The organism is Mesorhizobium quangtriensis (genome assembly GCF_040081925.1).
GTDB classification, from domain to species: Bacteria; Pseudomonadota; Alphaproteobacteria; order Rhizobiales; family Rhizobiaceae; genus Mesorhizobium_K; species Mesorhizobium_K quangtriensis.
The window spans coordinates 1-23,230 of the sequence record NZ_JBEBMF010000005.1; the positions used below are offsets into that span (position 1 = coordinate 1).

21 protein-coding genes and 1 pseudogene are annotated in these 23,230 nt (G+C 62.3%); 2 read left to right on the forward strand and 20 right to left on the reverse strand.

The genetic code is table 11. The annotated features are described in order from the left end of the window. From ABMA32_RS22480 to ABMA32_RS22505, 6 genes are all read right to left on the reverse strand, one after another. A partial coding sequence (locus tag ABMA32_RS22480; RefSeq protein WP_349015988.1) for a DEAD/DEAH box helicase family protein occupies window positions 1-3,743 on the reverse strand: 3,743 nt, incomplete at its 3' end. 86 nt (window positions 3,744-3,829) lie between these two features. Then, entirely contained in the window at window positions 3,830-4,228 is a 399-nt protein-coding gene (locus tag ABMA32_RS22485; protein WP_349015989.1) for a DUF3085 domain-containing protein, read from the reverse strand. A gap of 12 nt (window positions 4,229-4,240) precedes the next feature. Beyond that, window positions 4,241-4,846: a DUF1419 domain-containing protein gene (locus ABMA32_RS22490; protein WP_349015990.1), complete on the reverse strand. Its 606-nt coding sequence runs from the start codon at window positions 4,844-4,846 to the stop codon at window positions 4,241-4,243. A gap of 113 nt (window positions 4,847-4,959) precedes the next feature. Next, window positions 4,960-5,952, reverse strand: coding sequence for a DUF3991 and toprim domain-containing protein (locus tag ABMA32_RS22495; RefSeq protein ID WP_349015991.1), 993 nt, complete (start codon window positions 5,950-5,952; stop codon window positions 4,960-4,962). Between the two features lie 286 nt (window positions 5,953-6,238). After that, the gene (locus ABMA32_RS22500; RefSeq protein WP_349015992.1) at window positions 6,239-6,424 is read right to left on the reverse strand and encodes a hypothetical protein; all 186 of its coding nucleotides are present in this window, start codon (window positions 6,422-6,424) and stop codon (window positions 6,239-6,241) included. A 479-nt stretch (window positions 6,425-6,903) separates the two neighbouring features. After that, window positions 6,904-7,401 carry a cation transporting ATPase C-terminal domain-containing protein gene (locus ABMA32_RS22505; RefSeq protein WP_349015993.1) on the reverse strand — a complete coding sequence of 166 codons (498 nt, stop codon included), beginning with the start codon at window positions 7,399-7,401 and terminating at the stop codon, window positions 6,904-6,906. Between the two features lie 37 nt (window positions 7,402-7,438). Here ABMA32_RS22505 and ABMA32_RS22510 point away from each other — a divergent pair, with 37 nt between their 5' ends. Then, window positions 7,439-7,726, forward strand: coding sequence for a DUF433 domain-containing protein (locus ABMA32_RS22510; protein WP_349015994.1), 288 nt, complete (start codon window positions 7,439-7,441; stop codon window positions 7,724-7,726). Between the two features lie 183 nt (window positions 7,727-7,909). Here the strand turns inward: ABMA32_RS22510 and ABMA32_RS22515 are convergent, their stop codons facing one another. From ABMA32_RS22515 to ABMA32_RS22545, 7 genes are read right to left on the reverse strand one after another with little or no spacing between them, the layout of a single operon-like run. Then, window positions 7,910-8,233: a hypothetical protein gene (locus tag ABMA32_RS22515; RefSeq protein ID WP_349015995.1), complete on the reverse strand. Its 324-nt coding sequence runs from the start codon at window positions 8,231-8,233 to the stop codon at window positions 7,910-7,912. 50 nt (window positions 8,234-8,283) lie between these two features. Further along, window positions 8,284-9,267 carry a DUF4432 family protein gene (locus ABMA32_RS22520; protein WP_349015996.1) on the reverse strand — a complete coding sequence of 328 codons (984 nt, stop codon included), beginning with the start codon at window positions 9,265-9,267 and terminating at the stop codon, window positions 8,284-8,286. A gap of 12 nt (window positions 9,268-9,279) precedes the next feature. Continuing rightward, window positions 9,280-10,365, reverse strand: coding sequence for an ABC transporter ATP-binding protein (locus ABMA32_RS22525; RefSeq protein WP_349015997.1), 1,086 nt, complete (start codon window positions 10,363-10,365; stop codon window positions 9,280-9,282). Between the two features lie 43 nt (window positions 10,366-10,408). Continuing rightward, window positions 10,409-11,236 carry a carbohydrate ABC transporter permease gene (locus ABMA32_RS22530; protein ID WP_349015998.1) on the reverse strand — a complete coding sequence of 276 codons (828 nt, stop codon included), beginning with the start codon at window positions 11,234-11,236 and terminating at the stop codon, window positions 10,409-10,411. Beyond that, window positions 11,233-12,153 (reverse strand): carbohydrate ABC transporter permease, encoded by a 921-nt coding sequence (locus ABMA32_RS22535; protein ID WP_349015999.1) that lies wholly within the window; start codon window positions 12,151-12,153, stop codon window positions 11,233-11,235. Before ABMA32_RS22535 ends, ABMA32_RS22530 begins: the two co-directional genes overlap by 4 nt. 55 nt (window positions 12,154-12,208) lie before the next feature. Further along, window positions 12,209-13,549, reverse strand: a complete 1,341-nt coding sequence (locus ABMA32_RS22540) for an extracellular solute-binding protein (RefSeq protein WP_349016000.1) — start codon at window positions 13,547-13,549, stop codon at window positions 12,209-12,211. Window positions 13,550-13,572: 23 nt separating this feature from the next. Beyond that, a complete protein-coding gene (locus ABMA32_RS22545; protein ID WP_349016001.1) occupies window positions 13,573-15,096 on the reverse strand; it encodes a sulfatase in 1,524 nt (507 codons plus the stop codon). 85 nt (window positions 15,097-15,181) lie between these two features. Between ABMA32_RS22545 and ABMA32_RS22550 the strand changes: the two genes are divergently transcribed. Continuing rightward, window positions 15,182-16,111, forward strand: coding sequence for a LysR family transcriptional regulator (locus tag ABMA32_RS22550; RefSeq protein ID WP_349016002.1), 930 nt, complete (start codon window positions 15,182-15,184; stop codon window positions 16,109-16,111). Window positions 16,112-16,927: 816 nt separating this feature from the next. Here ABMA32_RS22550 and ABMA32_RS22555 read toward each other — a convergent pair. From ABMA32_RS22555 to ABMA32_RS22585, 7 genes and pseudogenes are all read right to left on the reverse strand, one after another. Beyond that, window positions 16,928-17,346, reverse strand: a pseudogene (locus tag ABMA32_RS22555) (IS66 family transposase); the annotation flags it as partial. Window positions 17,347-17,436: 90 nt separating this feature from the next. Then, complete coding sequence (locus ABMA32_RS22560) at window positions 17,437-18,087, reverse strand: hypothetical protein (RefSeq protein WP_349016003.1); 651 nt, start codon at window positions 18,085-18,087, stop codon at window positions 17,437-17,439. 391 nt (window positions 18,088-18,478) lie between these two features. Then, window positions 18,479-19,648 (reverse strand): ABC transporter permease, encoded by a 1,170-nt coding sequence (locus ABMA32_RS22565; protein WP_349016004.1) that lies wholly within the window; start codon window positions 19,646-19,648, stop codon window positions 18,479-18,481. Further along, window positions 19,645-20,619: an ABC transporter ATP-binding protein gene (locus ABMA32_RS22570; RefSeq protein ID WP_349016005.1), complete on the reverse strand. Its 975-nt coding sequence runs from the start codon at window positions 20,617-20,619 to the stop codon at window positions 19,645-19,647. The genes ABMA32_RS22565 and ABMA32_RS22570 overlap by 4 nt, the downstream gene beginning before the upstream one ends. 2 nt (window positions 20,620-20,621) lie before the next feature. Further along, window positions 20,622-21,572 (reverse strand): HlyD family secretion protein, encoded by a 951-nt coding sequence (locus ABMA32_RS22575; protein ID WP_349016006.1) that lies wholly within the window; start codon window positions 21,570-21,572, stop codon window positions 20,622-20,624. Between the two features lie 44 nt (window positions 21,573-21,616). Next, the gene (locus ABMA32_RS22580) at window positions 21,617-22,246 is read right to left on the reverse strand and encodes a TetR/AcrR family transcriptional regulator (protein ID WP_349016007.1); all 630 of its coding nucleotides are present in this window, start codon (window positions 22,244-22,246) and stop codon (window positions 21,617-21,619) included. 77 nt (window positions 22,247-22,323) lie between these two features. Next, on the reverse strand, window positions 22,324-23,223 hold the full coding sequence (locus tag ABMA32_RS22585) for an SDR family oxidoreductase (protein ID WP_349016008.1): 900 nt from the start codon (window positions 23,221-23,223) through the stop codon (window positions 22,324-22,326). Window positions 23,224-23,230 lie beyond the last annotated feature (7 nt).

Sequence of the window (23,230 nt, forward strand, 5' to 3'; positions counted from 1 at the left end):
GATGTTGCGAGGGCACATGATGGGCGACAACAAAGTCCGATTCTCTGACGCCGCCGAGAACATGATAGCTCGAGCCGCCAAGCTGCGAGCTTCCAGGCAAATGCAGTTAATTTGAGAATCTGCTTGTTGGGACTCTCACGATTAAGTGCCCACCTCGAACAAAATCGCCGCATTCTTGTATTTAAATGCCAAACGACAACCACGTCCGCGAATGACCGGAACATGGCGATCAGCTCGGGGACGTTGACGAACTGGGCAAAGCGCGTGACCGGCTTGTATTTACCGGACGGCTGCAACTCGAGTTCCGTCGAAGTGTCGCCGAAGGTCGACGCCCAGGCATCGAACTCGTGCAGTCTACGCTCGGTCAGGGCAGCATTGTCCATCAGTCGCTGCACGGTGAACATTTCACCGAGCGTGTTGGTGATCGGCGTGCCGGAAGCGAGCACGAGCGCCCTGCCCGGATTTTTCGTCTCGACGAACCGCGACTTCACATAGAGGTCCCAGGCCCGCTGCGAGCCATTGGGATCGACGCCTTTCAGCGTCGACATATTGGTGGCAAAGCTGAGCTTCCTGAACTCCTGTGCTTCGTCGACGATGATCTGGTCAATGCCGATTTCGGAAATGGTGAGCAGATCGTCCTTGCGGGTTGATAGCGCCTCCAGCCGCTCCTTGTGCCCCTCCTTCATGCGCTCGATACGCTTGCGCGAAAGCCGGTCCTCACGGTCGACCTTGGTCAGTAGTTCCTCATAGGCCTCGAGCTCGTCCTGAATCATTTGGCTCTCGAAGGCGGACGGGATCGAAATAAAGCGGAACGCCGAATGGGTGATGATGATCGCGTCCCAATTCGCGGTTGCTGCCCGCGACAGAAAGCGATGCCGCTTCTCCTTGACGAAATTGGTCTCGTCAGCGACCAGAATTCTCGCGTTCGGATAGAGCGCCAGGAACTCGCGCGCGGCCTGCGCCAGGCAATGGCCGGGAACGACCAGCATGGCCTTATTGATGAGCCCGAGCCGGCGCTGCTCCATGATCGCCGCGGCGATCGAGAGCGTCTTGCCGGCGCCGACGGCATGGGCGACATAGGTCGAGCCGGCCGAGATGATGCGCCAGATCGCCCGTTTCTGGTGCCCATAAAGAGAAAAGGCGCCCGAGGCGCCTGGAAGCTGGAGATGGTCGCCGTTGAAACTTCTCGGCGCGATGTTGTTGAAGGTATCGTTGTAGAGCCGCGCCAGTCGGTCGGTGCGATCCGGATCGCTCCAGATCCAGCTCTGGAACGCCGTCTTGATCTTTCCCAGCTTCTCCTTGGCGGCTTCTGTCTCGACCGTATTGAGGACGCGCCGCTCGGTGTCGCCGTCCTTGATGGTGTCGAAGATCTGCGGAACCGAACTGTTCAGCGCATCGGAGAGAAGCTGCCCGGCGTCGCGCCGGTGGGTGCCCCATTCCGTAGTGCCGGCGGCGCTCCAGCCGAGCTGGCGGGCATTGACGGTCCAGCAGGCCAGTTCCGGCGTGTGATGGATGGTGATGGCGGCGTCCATCGTCTCCTTGACGAAGGCGACGATATCGGCGGCCGGAATCCACGGTGCACCAAGCCGGGCGGTAATGTCGGAGGGACGCAGGTCGGCAGGCTGGACCGCCTGCAGCGCGACCACATTGCGGGCAAAGGCTGGATCGAGCGCAGCGGCGGCCTCGGCGGCAGCAAGCTTGGAGCGAACGGCGCCGGAGAGATAGGCATCGGCGGTTTGCCAGGAACCGGACGTCGGATCCTGGAAGATCGCTTGCCCCAACTCGTCAACGACATCGGCGACATCGCGATGCAGCAATTCCGCGATGTGATCGGCGTCGACATGGCCACGTTCGTTGAGCACGACGGCAAGAGCATCGGCAGCCGACGTGATGATCGGCGCCGGCGCCGGCGCGATCACACGTTCGGTAAAGATCGGCCCGGGCTTGGCCGTGTTGGTTTCGAGGTCGTAGTCCTCGATCGACGCCACCAGCCAGCAATCGGGATCGTCCAAGAACGGCTGGATGTTCGGGCGACGATGCGTCTCGCGCACCTCGCCGGATTCCTCATCCTCCGTTGTCGAGACGGTGGTGAAGTTGATCGGCCCGAACTCGCGCACGAAGTTCGACCAGGCAATACGCAGCTTGACCTGCGCCGGCTTCCACGGCCGGTCGCATTCCTGGAGTTTCAGCACCTCGCGCACCGCATCACGGATCGGGATCAGCTTGCGGATGATGCGGGCATGTTTCTCGGGGACACCTTCCGAGCTCCTGCCCTTGCGGATGGTGATGGTCACGGCCTTGCCGTCGACCATCTGCATCAGGGCGGTGTTCTTGCCGATGAAATAGCTGCCCTCGCGAATAGAGCGCTCCGCCACCGTGGCGACATCGAGTGCGTCGGCCTCGTCCTCGGCATCAGCGTCGATGATCTCCGGATCGCCATCGTAAATCGCTTCCGGGAGGGCAAAGACCGCGTTGGACAATGCCGTGTCGAGATCGACTCCGGCGCGCGGAAGGCAGGTATAGGTCTCATTGGGACCGTAGATGCCGCGCCTCAGCGCGTGGTCCCCCAGCACCAGGTCGGGGTGTTCGGCAAACCAGCGATTGACGCGGACCGCGCCCTCATCCTCGGTTGCGGGACGGACCTCGACAAGGTCGAGCCAGGAGGCGTCGCCCACGGCCTCACTATCCCGTCGCTTGCGGAAGAACAGGATGTCAACGACGACATCCGTGCCGGCATCGGCACGGAAGCTGCCCGCCGGCAGCCGTATCGCGCCGACAAGATCGGCCATCGCAGCGATGTGCTCACGCGCCCTGCTGTCGGCCTTGTCCATCGTGCCGCTCGAGGTCACGAAGGCGGCAAGTCCGCCGGGCTTCAACGCACGAACCGCCTTCACGATGAAATAGTCATGCAGGCGCAGGCCGAGCGCGCGCAACGTACGGTCGCTGCGCACGGTGCGGTCGGAGAAGGGAGGATTGCCGATCGCGAGGTCGAAATGCGCCGGCAGCTCGACCCGCGCGAAATCCTGATTGAGGATTTTGGCGCGGGGCTGCAGGAGACGGGCGATCCGGGCGGTAACCGGATCGATCTCGATGCCCGTGAGATGGGTGACGGGATGTAGCGCCGCGGGCATCAGCGCCCGAAACAGGCCCGTGCCGATGCCGGGCTCGAGCACGCGTCCGCCGCGCCAGCCGAGCCGCTGCAGGCCCGACCAGATGGCCCGGACGATATATTCCGGCGTGAAGTGCGCATACTGGGTGCAGCGGGCCAGCGAGGCGTAGTCGCCGCTGTCGATGCCGTCCTCAAGGTCGGCGCCGATCTCCGCCCAGCCCTCGCGAAACTCCAGCTCGCCCGGGCGACGAAACACGCCGTTGGCAAGCTCGGAGGCGCCGAAGCCGGTGAACCGGATCAGCGCGGCCTGCTCGTCGACCGAAGCCGGGCGCTGCTCATCGACGATCGAGGCGGCAAGCCGGATCGCAGCAAGATTGTCGCGGGCGCGCTCCCGCCACGACTTTGCGAGGCCGCGCGTGCCGGCAAGGTGGAAATTCTCGCCCTTGCATGCCCGGCGCGACAGCTGCGCGTCGGCCGTGGCCGGCACGGCAGGCGCGGGAGAATGCAGGGACGGATCGCCATCGTCCGGATCATTGGCCGGACTGTCGGAAAAGGCGGTCACGCCAAGGCCGAGTCCTGAGGAAAGTGCCGTATTTCCGAACAGGTCGAGAGTGAAGGGGTCGTCGTGGGACATGGAAAATCTCCTTGGATTTTTGGCGAGCGCGATCACGCGGACGGCGTTGTCGGCCGCGTGAAAAGCTGACGAGGATGTCGGATGGGCTAGCGGGCGATAAGCGACAGCGAGACGTCCGTCTCGGTCAGTTGCACGCGCAAGTGCGTGCAACGAATGTTCCGATCGAACAGCGGGATCAGTCTGTCGGCGTCGATGAACTCGATGCCGTCGTCGCCGCCAAAATGACGGTTCTTGTAGTGCCACCAGTCGGGATTGCCGACCGGGTGGCATTCATCCGAATAGACCACGAGGGCACGTTCACCCTCGGCAAGCTTGCCGTTGGAGAGGAGATAGACCCCCTGGTCACCGACCAGCCAGAGTCCCGGCTTTTCATCCTTACCCGGCTTGATGCCGTAGTAGGGATTGCGAAATCCGCCGTTGGCGGTGGCATCGGCTATGCCGCGCTCGATGACCTTGCGAACGCCGAGAATAGGAAATGTGAACATGACAGCCTCCGATCAGGCTGCAATTGCGGCGGGAAGGTAGCGAAGATGGACCGGTAGCTTGGCGCTGATCTCGACCTCGGTGAGGTCGTCGAGCAGCTTCAGCACCGTGCCCTGCGAGCCACCGTATACGGTGACGGTGCGAGAGCCGCGGTCACACTCAGGCCAGCGCTCACCTGCATAGCCGCGATAGTCGGCATGGGTCGTGCTCCAGATGTGGTCGAGCCGCTCGGTGCGCGTCATGGCACGGACCGGGCGGGATTCCCGCTCGACGATCACATCGCGCATGCGCTCGGCCGAACCCCTGGCCAACATATCGCAATAGCCATGGAAATAGCGGGTGCGGCCATCGATCGGGAGCGCGAAGAAGACACTGGTGATCGAGCCGGTCATGAACTCGCGCATGGCGAACATGTCGCCGCGCAACCAGAGCGGCGGCAGAATCTCGAACATATAGTCGTGCTCGGCCGCGCTGATCTCGAACCACTCGCCGTCATAGAGTCGGCCAGTGAGCCGCGCCTTGCTTATCGATGCCTGGCCATGGCGGTCGAACATATGGAACATCTCTCGGCGCGTTGCGACGCCCTCGAAGACCTTGCGGAAGGAAGATTGGGTGATCATTGGCGGCTCCTGTCGTCCGTCGGCATCAAGCGCGATCCTGTCCACCCGACCGGATCATCACCTTCATGCCTTCTCATCACCCCTTCCCGCGGCCGCCTCTCCGGTCCGGCGCGTCAAGGGCCGGCGCTAGCCGGGCGCAGCTTCCCTTGACGCGACGGCCGGGCATGCGGCAGCGATTCCGCTCTCCTTTCCGCTTTCATTCCCGGGTTTCCCCTCCCCTGTCGTTTTAGGTCGCTGTTCCAATCCTGCGTGGATGGCCGCAGCCGCTCGTAGCGGCATCCGGTCTCGCGGACGATCTCCTGCAAACGACCGGCATAGATCTCGCCCTGCCGATCATTGTCGGTGGCCGCGGACATCAACATGTCGGGACTCGCGGCGATCGCCCGGATCGCGGCATCGCTGGCGGGCGACCATCCGCCCCCTGTGCTGACGTAGAGCGTGTCGGCGCGCATACCCTCGATCGCGGCAAGGCTCATGGCGTCGATCGCCGCCTCGGTGACACAGAACCGAAGCGCCGCTTCGTTGCCGAGGCGGAACAGTTCCTTGGCTCCGCCGGTGGAGAAACGACGCCACTGCGGGCCGCGTTCTTCCCATCCGATCAGTTGGCCGGCTCGGTCGACATGCGCCATCCAGATGCTGCCGCTCGGACCCTCGCGCAGCAGGCCTTGAGCGTTGGCGGTCTGCAGAATGGATATCGGGATCGCACGCTCATCTGCCAGATATCGCCAGGTGCGAGATCCGATGGTCGGCGGTCGTCGGCGCCGCCATCGCTCAATGATCGAAATCGGAGTGCCTGTCCGGTTCGGGCGGTTCCAGGTCGGCGTGGCCGAAACATGGCCGACGAGACTGCGAACCGCCTCGACGGCCGCCGGAAAGGCGATACCGGCCAGGTAACCGGCCAACGTAAAGACGTCGCCCTTGGCATCCGAGAGGGGATCGAACCAGCCCCTGCCATTGTGGATGACGATGATGATCTCGCCTGCCCCGTGCCGGTACTTCACGGCGCGCGTGGTGCTCTCCTTGACGTCGACTTTCCACCCCTCGCGCTCGAGCACGGCGGCGCAGGGCACCTTGTCTCGCAATGTCTCGATTTCATGCTGTTCCATGGTCGATCCCGCCGGCGCCGCGGGGCGTCCGGCCCTTTCCTTGTCCAGATCTGTTTTTCTTACCTTTCCGGCAGGCCTCGAGGTCGGCCGCGAAGCCGGAAGCTTGCCAAGGGCGCACCGGCTTGCCGGGGCGGCGCAGCCTCCCTTGCGGGCTTCCCGGCGCAAGCGGCAAAACCTCGTCCCAATGAGGGCTCGTGGCGTCCCGCCACCAGCAGGGAAAGGACTGTGCGGCGCGCAACCCGGCCTGTCTGACGGGCCGGGCGCCTGGCGCGAGAGGAAGGCCGGTTCAATGAGCCGGCCGACCGCCCTGGTAGGGATCGTACTCAAAGAGCGGCTCGATTTCGGCGTCGTCGAGTTCGTCGGCAGGCATGACGCCGTATTCGTCGTCGACCTTGAAGAGAATGACCGGCACCATCAGGGTGCGGGCGAGGTTCCAGGCATGGTTCTGTGCGAGGGAAAGATCTTGCGACATTGAAGGGCTCCGTCTTTTGGCGCGGGGCCGATCCCCGCTCTGGCGCCCGTTGGGTCCGGGGCCCGGCCGCAATCACCGCGCAGGCGAAGCCGCAGCGGCCGCACGCTCGCGTAGCGGACCCCTTGTGGGTTGATTGGAGGAGGACGGACCTGGACCAGGAAGCCAGCACAGCAAGCGGGGGCGGGCCTGCGCGTGGATGGATCCACGCCCTGTCGCATCCTTCCCGGTAGCGAAGAGCTGTTGCAGAGACCGGACTTATGATCCCCTCATGATCGTAGCGGCGACCTACACCAAAGCGTCCTGGCCGAGACCCAGACCGCCATCCTGCCGCTCGTCCCGTATCTCGACGCGTTGCGCTGGGTGTTCATCGCCGTGGCGCTTGGCGGCGTCGCGGCCACGATCTACGCCCGTCTCGACGACTGGAAGCAGGGGCGGCGGTGATTAGCGCACTCCTCACCGAGATCGCGGCCAGGGTTCAATCAGCCTTTGACATCGGAGATCAATGGCTGGTCGTCAGGAGCAGACAGACTGAGCCGAATCTGCTTTTCAACCTCAATTATTGCAAAGAATACTGCGCCTATCCCGACAATCAGGAGACCATCGGTCAACGACACCGAAGCGGTGCCAAAGATACCCTGTGCCAGCGGGAGGTAGGTAACGACGAATTGCGCAGGTACGACGATGGCCACACAGATCCACACCGCGTTGGTACCGCGGATCGCGGCCCAGGTCAGCGACGTGCCGAAGACGTTGCGAATGAAAAAGAGATAGAATATCTCCAGCACCACGACCATATTCATCGCCATCGTCTGCGCCAGGACAAGGTCATTCCCCTTGTCTATCGCATAGGAAAAGATTCCAAAGATTGCCGCGACGAAAAGGACCGCGACGAAGGCCACCTGCCAGATCAACGCGCCCGTCAGCAGGGATGACCGGCGCATTCTTACAATTAAATGCCAAGCGACAGCCGACCTCAAGGGCCGGCTCCGACGCCTCAAGGAGCTCCGCCGATGGGTGGAGGCCGATGACGGAGGCGACCCGCTCATTGAGGGCACTACCATTCCCGTTCACATGGTGGCGGCCTTGGCCCGCACGCAGTCTATCGCTGAGATCGTGGCGGACTTTCCATCGCTGACTCCCGAGCAGGCGGAATCCGCGATCGAATATGCGAAGGCCTATCCCAAGCGCGGACGGCCCTATCCCGCCCGGAGCCTGAAGCGCGCGCTCGCTGAATTGGCCGACCTTGGCGCATTCGACGACAAAGCGCCGACGACGGAGGTCGTGCCGCGCAGGATTCCGTGACTGCCTATCTGATCGATGAGAATGTGCTCCGCGAATTCGGCGCGCGGGGCAATGCGAATGTGCGCAAATGGCTCGCCACCGTCGACGATGCGGATCTGAGGCTGAGCGTCGTCACCATGTTCGAGAAGCGCCGCGGCGCGGAAGCGCTGAAGCGTCGCGACCCGCAGAGGTCGGCGGAATTGCTCAAGGCAGATCGCAGCCGCCGAAAAGGCCTTTGTCGACCGCATCATTCCCGTCGACGCCACGATCGTCGAGGAATGGACGCGAATGCTCGGCGCCAAGAACAAGGACGGGTGGGACATGGCGCTCGCTGCGACTGCGCGGGTTCACGGTCTCGTCCTCGTGACCCGCAACACCAAGGATTTCGAGGGCCGCGGCGTGCGTCTGCTTGATCCATTCCGTGATCGTCCGTTCCAGATCGAGCCGGGAGACGATGCGCGCCAAACCCTTCACACGCCCGACGATCGTCGCCGCCAGCCGCAGTGTCGTCCGCGTTGCAATTGTCACGCGGGGGCCACATGCGGAGGCCGCGCAAACTCCTGGAGCAATTTTCGCGATCATCGAATGTTACCGGGGTACGGGTGTGAGACCGCATCCGCGAGGATAACCTCGATCTCGAACCGAACCGGCCGGCCCGGTTCGATGCAGGGCGTGCTCGTGTTCCTACCGTCTTCTGACCTGGCGATCGAGCAGGGCTCGATAGACAGCACGCCGCAACGGGGCCGCAAATCCCGCCAGAGTTGAAGCCAGGGCAGGGTATCGCTCGACCAGTGGAACGCGATGATCGACCCGCCGCCCTCGACGCGGCAGACAGACCGGCCCGGAGAAGCCGCGCGCAGGGTCGGTTGCGCCGTGGCTTGCTCGTGCCGTGGCAGAGGCCCCACCAATGGGTCGCCGTCGAGGCTGATTTCGGTGCCTTCCTGATGCAGCGGATAGCCGAGGTTGAAGTGATAAAGCGCCATGATCGGCGCCGGATCGGGCCCAATCACCTCGACCGTATCGACGAATCGGAGCGTCGAGCCGCCAATGGGGGCCTCGATGCGCCGATGAAGCCGATGGCCACCGCCTCCAAACGCCCACACGACGAGTTCGCCCTCGCAATAAAGGAGAGGTTCAGCCGTGTTCCAATCCTCGCCGTAGCTGTTGAGGCGCGCCGGCGTGAAGGGCGCCGAGCCATGCAGGGGATTTCCTTCGGCCGGCTGACGGACGTGGTCGAACCCGCACGTGTTGAGAAATCCGCCGAAGGCGCGATTGAACGTCCGGTCGCCTGTCCCGGCCGTGGCAGGCGGAAGCCGAAAACCCGCCGGGCTCTGCCATGCGAGTTGAATGCCGCGCCACGACAGGGTGGCGATGTCCATCCCCCGTCCCGCGGTGACCCAGAAATCGAGGCCGCCACCGGTCGAGAAGGCAAGCGTCTCGATGCCCGCTTCAGGCCCATCCGACAGGATGAACCGTCTGACGCTGGCGACCTGCCTCAAATCACCGACACGCGCGCGTAGCGCCTTCTTCGTCGGCGCTGTCGCGGTTCGTTTCGCTGTCATTGACGCCGGACTCTATGTATTCGCCACGCGCAGGCCCGACCGATCGAAGAGATGCCATCCCTCGGCTGTCGGCCTGACGTGGATGAAGGCGCCTGCCCCGATGCCGTCCCTCAGGGCGTGCCCTTCGGCCGGCAGCTTGACGGTCAACGGTCCCGCATCGATGGTTCCGAAGACAAAGACGTCCGACCCGGTGTATTCGACGGCGCGGATCGCGAGAGGCACGGTTCCGGCGAGCGGCTCGGGCGCGACGTCAAAGGCTTCCGGTCGGATGCCAAGCGTATATTCGCTGCCTGTCGGCATCTCCATTTTCCTTCCGGGCAGCGTTAGACCGTTGAACAGCATCGTGTCGCCGTCGACATGGAGGCCACCCTCCAGCAGGTTGATCTCGGGCGAGCCGATGAAGCTTGCGACGAACCGGTTTCGCGGCTTCTCGTAGATTTCGCGAGGCGAGCCGATCTGCTGGATGCGTCCACGGTCGAGCAATACGATGCGATCGGCCATCGTCATCGCCTCTATCTGGTCGTGCGTGACGAAGATCGACGTCGCGCCGAGCCTGTCGTGCAGTTCGCGAAGCTCCAGCCGCGTCCGGGCGCGCAGCTTCGCGTCGAGGTTCGACAGCGGCTCGTCGAACAGGAACACACGGGGCTGGCGAACGATGGCGCGTCCCATTGCGACGCGTTGGCGCTGGCCGCCAGAAAGCTGCGCGGGCTTCCTGTTCTCATAGCCTTCAAGGGAGAGCATGCGCAGCGCCTCGGCTAGGCGCTCCCGGATCACCGCGTCCCCTGTGCCGCGCATTCGCAACGCAAAAGTCATGTTCTCGGCAACCGTCATGTGCGGATAGAGCGCATAGGACTGGAACACCATCGCCATGTCGCGGTCGCCGGGATCGCGGCCGGTGATGTCCTCGCCGTCGATCGAGACGGTTCCGGCGTCGATCTTCTCCAGGCCGGCGATCATCCGCAGCAGCGTCGACTTGCCGCTTCCCGAGGGACCCACAAGCACGACGAACTCGCCCGTTCGGATCTCGAGGTCGAGCGGCGGAATGACTTCGAGGCTGCCGTAGAATTTCTGGAACCCCTGAACGGTGACGTTGGCCATCAATGTCTCCCGCGCCCGCCGGGCCGCTTTGGCCTCGCGACGCTCATTTCACGGCTCCAGCAAGCAGGCCGCGCACGATGAAGTTCTGGCCGAGCAGAATGAGCAACAGCGCCGGAATGATCGAAAGCAGCGTGCCGGCGGCCATCTCTCCGTAGCGGATGTCGTATTCCTGCGCGAAGGTCGCGATCGCCACGGGCACCGTCATCGTGTCGCGCGACGTGAGGGTCAGCGAGATGGCGAAGTCGCTCCACGAGAAGATGAAGGTAAGCGCGGTTGCGGCGATCATGCCGCCGCGCACGAGCGGGAAAGCGATGCGCCAGAACACCTGCCCGTAGCTGCAGCCATCCATCCTTGCCGCCTGGATCAGTTCGCGCGGTAGCGCGCCGACGAAGCTCATCATCAGGAACAGCGCCATCGGCAGGTTGTGCACGGCATGCGTCATGATCACGGCAAAGTAGGTGCCATGCAGCCCGACCGACGAGAACATAAGGTACCAGGAGCCCACGAAGGTGAGCGTCGGCAGCATGTGGAACAGCAGCGCCCAGCCAAGCAGCGCCCAGCGCACCCAGGGACGCACATCGAGGCAGGTCAGCGTGAAGGCCGCCATCGTCGCGACGACAATGACGATCGCTGTAGAGGCGATCCCAATCACCGCGCTGTTGAGGAGGTTCGCGAGGAAATCGGACTGGCGCGAGAACAGGAGTTCGTTGAAATTAATCCAGGTGAATGGAGAAATGGTGGCGCCGGTGATGATGTCGATCTTGAACTTGAAGGCGTTGGACAGCACCCATAGCGTCGGCCCGAGGATGACCAGCGCATAACCCCACACGACGGTGTTGGCAAGGATACGGGAGCCGAGACGCAACGTCATGACACAGCACTCCGCCGCGCGGCGCGGCGCGGCGCGAAGCCGCGCGCAAGGAAGATGACGACGCTGATCGCAAACAGAGTGACGATCGACATCGCCGAGCCATATCCGACCTGGTCCTGGCGGAAGAAGGTGCGATAGATCGAGAAGTTGACGACTTCCGTGGCGGTGCCGGGGCCTCCGGAGGTCAGCAGGTAGACCTCGTCGAAGACTTTGAAGGACAGGATCACGCGGAACATCAGCGTGACGACGATGGTCGGCATCATCATGGGCAGAACGACGTGGCGGATCTGCTGCCAACGGCTCCTCGTGTCCATTCGGGCCGCCTCGATGACCTCGCCATCGAGCGACTCGAGCCCGGCCAGCATCAGCAGGAAGACGAAGGGCGTCCAGTGCCAGATGTCGACGAAGATGACCGAGGCGAGTGCGATATCGGGGTCGCCGAGCCAGTCGACCGGACCGAGCCCCAGAAGCCCAAGAAGCGTGTTGGCGAGCCCGAACTCACGCCCCATGATGAGGCGCCACATGGTGCCAATGACGATTGGCGGAACGACGATCGGCAGCAGGAAGATGCCTGTCAGCACGGCCCTTCCGTAGGATCCAGCGGTCCTGACGGCGAGCGCCATGGAGAAACCGAGCACCATCTGGCAGGACACGGCAGTCACGGCGAAGACGGCCGTATTGCGAACGCCGTCCCAGAACACTTTTTCGGTCGAAAACAGCCGGTGGTAATTGTCGAGGCCGACGAAGGAAAAAGCCGAGGCCGCCTCGCGCCATTCGACGTGAAAGAAGCTCAGGACGAGAAGATACACGACCGGAAAAGCGGTCAGAACGATGAACAGGGCGGCGGCAGGCGCCAGCGAGATCGCGATCCAGCGTGTGTTGCGCCGCTCTTTGAAGCTTAGCCCATTGGAAATCATCGCATCAGTCCTGCGCTGAGGGAACGACGCCGGCCTCGCCCGACGCCGCTTCGCATCATAGAGCCGGCAGCTTCCCGACTGCGAAGCCGTTGCGCTCCAGAACGCCGGCCAGGTCGGCGGCGGCTTGGTTGAGCGCCTGGGCCGGCGTTATTTCGCCGATGACGGCGCGGTTGAGGCTGAGCGCCATCGCGTCGGAGGCTTCCGCAGCCTGCGCGAAGGGTAGACCCATCACCGCGTGCTTGGCATTTTGCGAATAGGCGTCAATGAAGCGGAACTCCTCCTCGCCGCCAAGGTCGGCGCTGGTTATGTCGCCTCTCACCGGCACGCCGCCGCTGCGCACATAGTCGACCTGCCGCTCCTTGGCGGCGAACCAATCGAGAAACGCGAGCGCGGCCTTCTGCTTCTCGGGTTGGACATTCCTCGGGATGCCGGCCACCCAATGGCCGGCACTCGATGCGACCGTGCCGGCCGGACCGGCGGGCAGCAGCGCGGCGTCGATCTTTCCCACGACGCGCGAAGAATTGGGGTCTTCGAGCTGTCCCCAGGCGGCGATGACGGCAATCGCCTGCGCGCCCTTGCCGGTGGCTAGAAGCTGGATCAGTTCGCCCTGTGCGATGTTGCCGGGTCCGGGAGGGCCCGATTCCGTGGCCAGCTTTACATAGGTTTCCAGAGCCTTGAGGGCTTCTGGGCTGTTGACGACGACATCCGCTTTGCCGGAGCCGGTGATCCTGAAGAAGGCCGCGTCGTGGCTGAAGAGGTAGGGAGTGAAGTTATAGACGATCGAGTCGCGAGCGGCCCGCGGCACGAAGCCATAGGCCTCGCCTTCTTTCTGTATCGCCTGTGCGTTGGCAAGGAGCTCTTCCCACGTCTTGGGCGGCTGCAGGCCGAGCTTCGCGTAGATGTCGGTGTTGTAGTAGAGCACCTGCACATTGCCGTTGACTGGCACGCCCATTAGCGCGCCGCCACCAGCGAAGGTGCCGGCGGCAGCGTCCCAATTCGTCGTATCGCCATAGGTCAACACTCCCTCGGGGAGCGTATAGCCGGTCTGGACATCGCCGAGGGGGGCGAGGAATCCGCCCGAATAGATCTCGGACAGCCAAAGCGAGTTCACGTTGACGATGTCGTAGGCGCCCTGCGCGCCACGCACGGAGTTGCGGATTTTTTCAAGGAGGCCGCCGAAAGGCGTGACATCGAGCTCGACCTTGTTCCCGGTCTCCTTCTCGTATTCGTCGACCATGGCGACGAACGAGTTGAGCCATGGCGACTGGTTGATCGCCATCGTGATCGGCGGCTGGCTCTGGGCAAGGGCTGCGCCGGCGCCTGCCGCGACGATGAAGGCGGCCGCGCCGGCGCGGAGCATGCTCCGGCGCGAGAATGGGGTGATGAAAGACGGCATTGCAATTTCCTCCCTTTGTTTGATTATTCCGCCGCGGCCGTATCGAGCGACATCCACCCGAAATATTCCGGCGGTGCATCGTGCTCACGCAGGATGCGGATCGCCGCTTGGCGGAGCCGAGCTTCCACCGCCGGATCGTGAATCGGGTTGATCTGATTTGGATCGCTCGCGTTGTGGTAGATCGCGGACTTGAAGGCGCCAAACTTCGTCCCGTCCAGTCCCGGTGGCCGCCGAGCCTCGTTAAGCGCGTCAAAGCGCAGCAGCCGCTGGCCCTTGGTGAAGTCGAACGGTTCGGCCAGCGCGGCGGTCTTCATCTCGTTGCCGTTGAAGAAGCCGGTCATGTGGGTCGGCATCAGCGTGTACTCGCCGAGCCGCTCGTCGAACAGATTCTCCGGATAGCGAAAATAGCTGTATTCGCCGTCGGTGACGCCGATTGGTCCGCCGAACATGCCGAAAATGATGGCGTCCGGACCGGACGCGCCGCCGATCAGAGGCAGCAGCGAGCGGCCGGTGACCTCGGGCGGGCAGGGGCGGTCGAACATGTCGAGAAGCGTCGGCATCAGGTCCGTCGTCTGCGTCAGCCCAGCGATGCGCCCGCCAGCGCGGTCAGCGAAGCGAGGGTGATGCATGATCAGCGGAATGTGGGAGATCTCCTCGTAGTAGGGCGTCAGGTTCTTGCCCCACCAGTCGTGTTCGGAAAGCAGGAAGCCGTGATCGGTGGTGAGGATGAGACAGGTATCCTTCCACAGATCGTGCTCATCGAAATAGTCGAGCAGCTTGCCGAAATAGGCGTCGCACATGGCTACGAGCGCCGCATAGTTTGCCCTGATCTCGGCGATCTCGGCCGCGTTCTCTCGGACCGGAGCATATTTGGGCCAGTCGAGGATCGGGCCGTTATAGGCGGTCCGATAGGCATCCTTGTATCGGTCCGGGGCATGAAAGGGTTCGTGCGGATCGAAGCATTCCAGGTGCAGCATCCAGTTGTCGGCGCAGCGGTTGTCGTCCAGGAAGCGGAATGTCCGCTCGAAGCATTGCGGGCCGGGAAACTCCTCTTCCAGTGCGATCTTCTCGCGGTTGATCTGGTGCTGCCGCCGCTTTGGCTCGGTCGGCACATTGTAGTGTCGGTCCGAATACATGTCCTTGAAGCGCTCGATCGGAGGTTCGACCATTGCGATCCACGGGTCATACTCCTGGCCGCGGACGAATTCCCATGTCCGGTAACGGCTGTGATAGGTTGCCCCCCCGTCCTCGAAATAATGGAAATGATCGCTAATGAGGTGAGTGTAGACCCCCGAAGCTTTCAGGATTTCCGGCATCGAATTGTCGAAAGGCTCAAGCGGCCCCCACGAGCGGTGCATGAAGTTCAGGCGGCCGGTATGAATGTCCCGGCGCGCCGGCATGCAGGGAAGCGAACCCGCATAGTGCTTCTCGAAGGTCACGGCGCGGCGCGCGAACCGGTCGAAATTCGGCGTCGCTACCTGCTCGCCGCCATAGCAGCCGAGTGCGGTGCGATTGAGCGAATCGAAGAGCACGAAGATCGCACGCATGCAGGTCCTCCCATTAGCAATCATCCTAGACGCGCCGGAGCAGAGGGGGTAATAGTTCCCGATATATTGGATATAACTGACATCTATGGATCAGATCTGGCGCATTCGGCACTTCCTCGCAGTAGCCGAGTTCGGCAGCGTCCAGAGCGCGGCGCGCAACCTCAACATTAGCCAACCGGCGCTGTCGAAATCGCTGCGCCTGCTGGAGGAGCATCTGCGCACGCCGCTCTTCGACCGGTCGGCACGCGGCGTCGTTCTGACCGAGATGGGACAGGTCTTTTACAGACGTGCGCGCGACATCCAGGCCGAATGGGACGGATCCCTGATCGAACTCACCGCGACGCGCGACGGCGCGCAAGGGGAACTGCGCATCGGCGTCGGCCCGACTTACGCGGTAGTGTTCATGCCACGTGCGTTGGCCCGGCTTGCACGCGACTATCCCAATCTGCGTGTCTCGGTGAGGACAGGGGTCGGGGCCTTGCTAATCCCTGCACTTCAGGCCGGAGAGATCAGCCTTTACGCGGGCGGTCTGCGGAATCCTGACGAGGCGAGTGGCGATATACTCGAGGAGCTCTTTCTATATGACCAGTCGAACTGCATCGTGGCTTCGCGCGCCGGTCCCCTCGCGGCGCAAACCGAAGTCCCACTGGAGGAACTCGTGCGGCGACCCTGGGTGATGCTGAGCTACGACAGTATCGCGAGAGAACAGATTGATCGGCTGTTTAAATCCAGAGGGATCGTCGGTCCGAAATCCGTCGTGTCCACCGAATCGCTCGAACTGGCCCTGGAACTCGTGCGGCGGGATGGCTTTCTCACAAGCCTGCCTCGGCCGCTCCTGCACCTCGACATCAATACCGATTTGTCAGCGCTGAACGTGCGCGGCTACGAGTGGACAATCAGGAGCGGCGTCACCTATCGCAGTTCGATGCGGTCGCTTGCCCCGGTAAGGTCGATACTGCGCATGCTGAGGGAAGATGTTGCTGGACTGGGCTTGGCTAAGCCGGCTGAAGAGTAGTCGCGTTGGCGTTGAGGATGTCGCGTCACGGTTACGATAGGCGATTTCGAGGAAGCCGATTGCGGCGTAGAAACAACCCGGATCCACGTTAGCCAAGCCGCCAAGCTGTCTCACCGGGCGGGACCACCTCTGTTGGATTGTCGGCGAAGCCACGATCAGCCTCAGCCAAACCGCCTTCCTTGTCGGGCTTGTGGCGACTCCGAGACGGCGGGTCGCGGTGGTTGCGCCCTCTGTTGCCTCTAGGTCGTCGAAGAAATCATCAATCCAGCCACGGCATGGCTCTGGGACGTAGATATTGGGAGCCGCTGAGCCTGCTGCCTCATCGAGTTTCTCTCTAAGGGAGGCGCCAAAATCCAAGGATAGCAAGGCCCTGCAGCAGTCCATCCAAGGCGAGTATAACCGATGGCGCCGGCGGCATGCGAAAGATCCACACTGCAACGATGCACAGTCCGCTGTAGCGCCCAAGCAGCCAGAGGCGAGAATCAGCTCGATGCGGGTAGGCCGTTAAGCCGATCCATAGCCGAGCAGCAACAGACGATCCAAGAAAGGTGCACACAAGGATCAACGAGAGGGTGTCGGCAATCTGGCTCGTCGAAGTACAAGACTATGCCCACGCCTATGGAGGATACCGCCAAGACAATCCAGTCGAAGTAGATGGCACCGGTTCCGGTTCCGGCGACTGAAACCGGAGCGATCACCACCCATCAGGACGCGTGCCGAACCTCATCGGGTCCCGACCGGTCGCCATATTCGGTCTGCCCATGCCCGGCTGTGCGACCGCGGCACGAGCACTTCCTGGCGGCGCTGTTCCCGCTCTACCGTCGCCCAGGTTCGTCCACCACCGTGGCTGCCGGCAAATAGACTATTCGTTCGCGCGATCGTCTGGAGCCTAACTAATTGCACGCTCGACGATGTTGGAGTCGATTTCGATGGCGGCCATCCGCCCGAAAGCGTTCCAGCGCCTCCCGCGGGGGTGAGCGCGCAGCGGATCGCCTCGGCGGTTTTGGATTTCCCCGAGGCCTTGCCCAGTTCCGCTTCCCATAGATCGAAGACGCACGCGACAATGGCCACGGACTTTTCCTGACGCAGCGCGGCGCCCAACATCCTTGCCACGAACCATGCCATGGACCTTCCACAATTCGGTCATGGCGATGATCGAATCGTCGCGGGCGCGAGGCCCCGCTGATGTGCAGATCCTAGAATTTGCGCCGCAGGTGAGCCCGGCACCCGGCGAGCCAGGACTGCCAAGCGACAGTAGTGCCGAATTCTGACACTCGGCGGGCAGGGCGGCCATCTAACGGGTCGGCCGAACGCCCTTCCTTACTTTAGAAGCGATAGCGAAGGCCGAAGGTGCTCGCGTTGGATCCTTCGCCAAAATCGCCGAAAGTCCCGTCAGCGCCTGACCTATGGTGAAGCTGATAGACGAACTCGACATGCGGAGCCTGCCGAAGCTTGAATGCGACCTCGGGCCCGAGGAATCCCAGAAAGCTCGCGTCGCCGTCGTAGTGAATTTCGCGCGCGCGCTCGATCTCCGTCGGTCCGGTAACGACGCTCAAGCCGGCGGTAAACCCCGGCGCGATTGCCAGGTCGCCAATCACCAAGCCGTGGTGGCGGATCCGTAATCCGGCCCAAAGTTCTCCGCTAGTATCGTCATCGTCGCCAAAACGGATCGCCGCGCCCGCCACGCCGCCAAGGACAAAACCTGCCCCGAGATCTTTGAAATCGCGGCCGTAGATGCCGCCGATCATGAAATTGTCGGTGTAATCGGCGTCCCAGAATTGGATGACGCTGCCGAAAGAGCCGCCGGCAAAGACGCCGCCGAAGACATGGATATCGTTCTTCGCGTTTGGCGCTTCAGGGCTGACGAACGGGTCTTGCGTCGCGAGATAGATGAAGGGGGCGCTTTCACCCGCATGGGCTAAGCTCACTGACGCCATCAGCAAGGCTGCAGTGAGGCTGGTTTTGATATCGCTCATCGAACCCCCGAATCACACTACCGATCGGGCAGCAAGTTTGACATCTGTATGACCGCGATCACAACCCTATTCTCGCGTGCTCATGATCGAGACAATAATTTCGCCGGGATTATTGGCGGCCGAGGCCGGGCGGAAACGGCGCCGAGCAAGATTGGCCAGGCGACACTGCGATGATGTGATGCCCGTGGCAGTCGGGTCTTTACCTTAGCCGCCGGAAAAAGCCGCCGAAATTCAGCGGTCTCTTAAGCCGGTGAATGCGGAATGGGGCACCGGTCAGCGCTCGTTGCTCTCAACGCGTGTCCAAGGTCCGAGAACCAGCGTGGTTCGAGGTCTCCGGTCGGCTACGAGCGCCCTCGTTTCCCACCTGCCCAAGGAGAGCGGCGGGTCCCGCTCAGTCCAACGTTTGCCGGAACCGGTTGACAGCCACCGCCATCGCGACCAGCGTGAACAGGCCTAGCGCGCCGACGGGTATTGCCAGATGCGACAGGTCTGCCCCTTTCAACATGATGCCGCGAACGATCCTGAGGTAATGGGTCATTGGCAGCGTCTCGCCAATCCATTGGGCCCAGTCGGGCATGCCATTGAAAGGAAACATAAAGCCCGAGAGCAGTATGTTGGGCAGAAAGAAAAAGAAGGACATCTGAACGGCCTGCAACTGGTTCTCGGCCACGGTTGAAAACGTGTAGCCGACGGCAAGATTTGCGATGACGAACAGCGTCGTGAGCGCCAACAGCAGTGAAAGACTTCCGACGATCGGAACGTCGAACAGCAGCCAGGCCGCCGACAGAATGAGCACCATCTGGAATGCACCGACAAGAACGTAGGGGGCGATCTTGCCAAGCATGATCTCGACCGGCCTGATCGGCATCGCCAGAAGGCTCTCCATGGTCGAGCGCTCGATCTCGCGCGTGACTGAAAGCGCGGTGAAGATGAGCATCGTCATGGACAGGATCGTGCCCATTAGCCCTGGAACGATGTTGAGATGCGTGTCCCCCACCGGATTGTACCGTCGATGAATTCGTATCTCGTAGGGCGGAGGCGTCGAGGCGAGAGACGCGGTTGGTCCGATGAGATCGCGTTCGAAAGCCCGCGCTGCGATCCCTTCCAGAGCCCCGACAGCGTTCACCGTGGCGGAAGGGTCCGTGGCATCGGCGATGACGAGAACCGCGGGACGCTCGCCGCGAACGAGCTGGCGGCCAAAGTCGGATGGTATTTGAACTCCGAACTGGACGGCTCCCGACAGGATCAAGTCGTCGAGTTCGCTTTCACTCGCCACCCTCTCGCGAATGTCGAAATAGCCGGTCGTCCGCATCGCGGCGAGGAAAGACCGTGTGAAGACGCTTTCGTCCTGCGCCAGCACGGCTGTTCGAAGTTCCTTCGGATCGGTGTTGATCGCATACCCGAAAAGAAGGAGCTGGACCAGGGAGATGAAAATCATCGAAATCAGCGTCACCCGATCACGTCGCAACTGGATGAATTCCTTGACAAGGACCGCCACAAAGCGCCGCCATGCCGCCACCGGTCCTTGCGTGGTTCGCGGATATGTCAGCACCGGGGTCATCTGAAGTTGTCCCGGCCGCGGTCCATCAGGTCGATGAAGACGTCTTCGAGCGTCGGCTGGTCGCGACGCCAACTGTAGCGTTCGTCAGCTCTTGCCGCCTCAGTGGAGCGCATGAGCAGCGCGGGGTCTCGACCGGCCACATGCAGCGCCGAACCGAAGGGCGCGACCATATCGACCCCCGGCCGCCCTCGAAGTGTCTCGGCAAGTTGACGCAAGGCGATACCGGTCACTGTCCAGGTCTCAAGGCCGGACTGCGCGACGACATGCGCAACTGTTCCCGCGGCGAGTAGGCGGCCGTAGGCGATATAGGCAATCTCGTGGCAGCGCTCCGCCTCGTCCATGTAGTGCGTCGACACGAGCACTGTGAGGCCTTCTCCCGCGAGACGATGGATCTCGTCCCAGAAATCGCGCCTCGCCTTCGGATCGACACCAGCCGTTGGTTCGTCCAGAAGAAGAAGTTGCGGACCCGGCAGGATACTGGCGCCAAGCGCGACACGCTGCTTCCAGCCACCTGACAGCTCGCCAGCAAGCTGATGCGCCCGGTTCTCCAGCCCGAGGCGATGCAAGGCATCTCCTGCTGCTCCTCGCGGATCGTCGAGACCGTGAATGCGGGCCACAAATTCGAGGTTCTCGCGGATCGAAAGATCCTCGTAGAGCGAGAAGCGCTGCGTCATGTAGCCGACATGACGCTTGATCTCTTCCGATTGGGTGAGAATGTCGTAGCCCAAGCAGGTCCCGCGGCCAGCGTCGGGCGTCAGCAGGCCACAAAGCATGCGTATCGTCGTCGTCTTGCCGCTGCCGTTCGGACCGAGAAATCCGTAGATGAGGCCGCGACGGACTTCCATGCTAAGGTCGGAGACAACCGTTCGGCCGTTGAATGATTTCGTCAGGCCGGAAACTTCGATGGCGATGTCTCCCGCAAACGCATCGGCGGTGTTGCTTGGTTGCGCAGGGCTGGGCGCGTCACGCATAACTACCTCTTCTCCGCCACGGCATCAGGTGTCGGAACCACAGTTACCGGAAGTCCGACGGGCAGGGTATGCTCGTTGCCGGTGAGGCGTGCTTCGACCTTGAACACCAGCTTGGAACGTTCTTCCTCGCTGAAAATGACCGGCGGCGTGAACTCGGCTTCCCTGGCGATAAAAGTAATGCGGCCTTCGATGTCGGGCGCACATCCGTCACAGCTCACCAGGATTGCGCCGCCGAGCGAAAGCGCAGAGAGAGCAGGCTCGGGCACAAAAAAACGAATCCGCAGATTGCCGTCAGGCAAAAGGGCCAGCACAGGGGTACCCGCCGGGACGACCTCACCGGCGCGGTAGAAGACATCTTCCACACGGCCGTCCTCGGTGGCCCTGACTTCCGCTTTGGCGAGCCGCTGGTCAGCCTCTGCCAGCGCGGCTTTTGCCGCGTCGACAGCGGCTTTGGCCGCGCGAATATCGTTGTCACGGCCACCGAGCCCGGCAGCATCAATCTGCCGCCGAATTTCCTCCTGGGTAGCGCTATTCTGTTGATGTGCCGCTTCGGCCTGCTCGACAAGAGCCTTCGACGCTACCCCCTTGCGGAAGAGTTCGCGCTGACGGTCGAGTTCGATGGCGGAGAGCTGACTTGCCGTTGCGGCGCGGCGCTCCGACGCCCTGAGAACCTCGATCTCTTCAGGCCTCTGCTGGGGAGCCTCGACGTTCCGCAATCTTGCTTGCGCCTCGCGCAAACGAGCTTCTGCCTGCTGAAGTTGTATTTCCTTGAGAGCAGTATCTTGTCTAAACAACGTCTGATTCCGTTGAACGTCATCGCCAGAATCTACGTGCATCCGAAAGATCGTTCCCCCTTCTTCCGCGGAAACATAGATCGTCTGACCCTCGACATAACCTTGGAATCGGGGCAGCGGCGCATCGCTATTCGGGTTCGTCAGGAAGAGGGCTGGCACCGCCACTCCTGCTGCTATCATCAAAAGGCCGGCCCGGCGCATTGTCATATGTCCGATCGCATTGCGCGCTGCAGCAGGTCGAGGTGGGATTCAATCATGGCTCCCAAATCGAGGGGCTCGACGTTTTGGAACAGATCGTTCCAGGTTATCGCCACCAGGACGGATGCGACCGCAAGCTGTGGAAAGCGAACCAGGACATCCGATCCGAATTCCCCCCGCTCACACGCGCGCTGCGCGATTTGCTTCAGGAACTCCATGACAGGATGCACGAGTTCCCGGTGACAGAAGGCCGCAATCTCCGGAAAGCGACCGACCTCCGACAGGATGAGTCGCGCGATAACTTCCCGATCCGTTCCGAGAAATTCGTTTCGCACCCAGTGGGAAAGGAGACCAAATACTGTTTGGGCCGATAAATCCTGCGCCAGCAATTCAGTTCGCAAGCTATCGACGGGCAGCACAATGGACGTCCGGATCAGCTCTTCGAACACCGCCTGCTTCGAGGGGAAGTAGAGATAGATCGTGCCCTTGGCGATGCCCGCCCTGGTAGCGATATCCTCAAGACGCGATGCGCCAAGACCTTTCTCGGCGAAAGCGTCCAGAGCCGCACTCAATATTGATTGAAGCCGTGCTTGGCGTTCCTCGTCGGAACGCGCCGCCCGAAATTTCTGAGCCATAGGAGAAAGATAGTGACTGAAAAGTCAGTCAGCAAGGCTCGACATGGCGAGCCTTGCTGAATTTCGGGTCCGGGCTCTTAAGCCGCGCCCGGTTCCAGCAGCGACGCGGCGTTCTTGCCGAGGAAATCGCGCACGCTGGCAGGCGCTTTCCCCGTGAGATCTTTCACCGCGCCGGTGCTGACGGCCATATGGCCTGTTGCGATTGCATCGTCGAAGGACCCGAAGGCTTCCGCCATCGTCTGGGGCAATCCGTTGGCGATCATCCCGGCTCTGAGGTCATCCACGGTAATCGGGACATAGGCGATCGTCTTGCCCGATATGTCCGATAGTATCGCAGCCAGATCGGCCTGCGAGACGAGGTCCGGACCGGTGATATCATAGGTTTTTGTTTCGATTTCGCGCATCAAAGCGGAAGCTGCCGCCCTCGCGCAATCTTCGCGGGTGACATAGCCCGCTCGGCCCTGGCCCGTAGCGGCAAACAGTTGTCCCGATTTAATCGCTTGCGGTGCGCTCATCAGGAACAGATCGGCGTAAAGGTTGTTGCGCAGGATGGTATGGGGGATGCCGCTTTCAACCAAAAGAGCCTCGGTTTCCCGATGATCAACGGCAAATGTGATCGGCGATTCCGGGCCAGGGTTGGTAAGCGACGTGTAGACGATGTGCTCAACGCCAGCGGCCACTGCGGCCTCGATGGCTCCGTTGTGAGCAACCAGGCGCTTTCCGGGCTCCAGGTCGTCGGTGCTGATGATCAGCAACCGCTTGGCTCCGGCGAAAGCATTCTTGAGGCCCACCGGATTATTGAAATCGGCGCTGCGCACCTCGATGCCCTGCGCGGCCAGCCGCGTTAGTTTATCCACCGACCGCGTCGTAGCGATCACCGGCCCGGCTCCGCCCTCCAGCAACAGTTCCACAACCCGGTGTCCCAGATGGCCCGAGGCTCCGGTGACCAGGAACGGCCCGTTCTGCATTGCTGTCATGATCTTG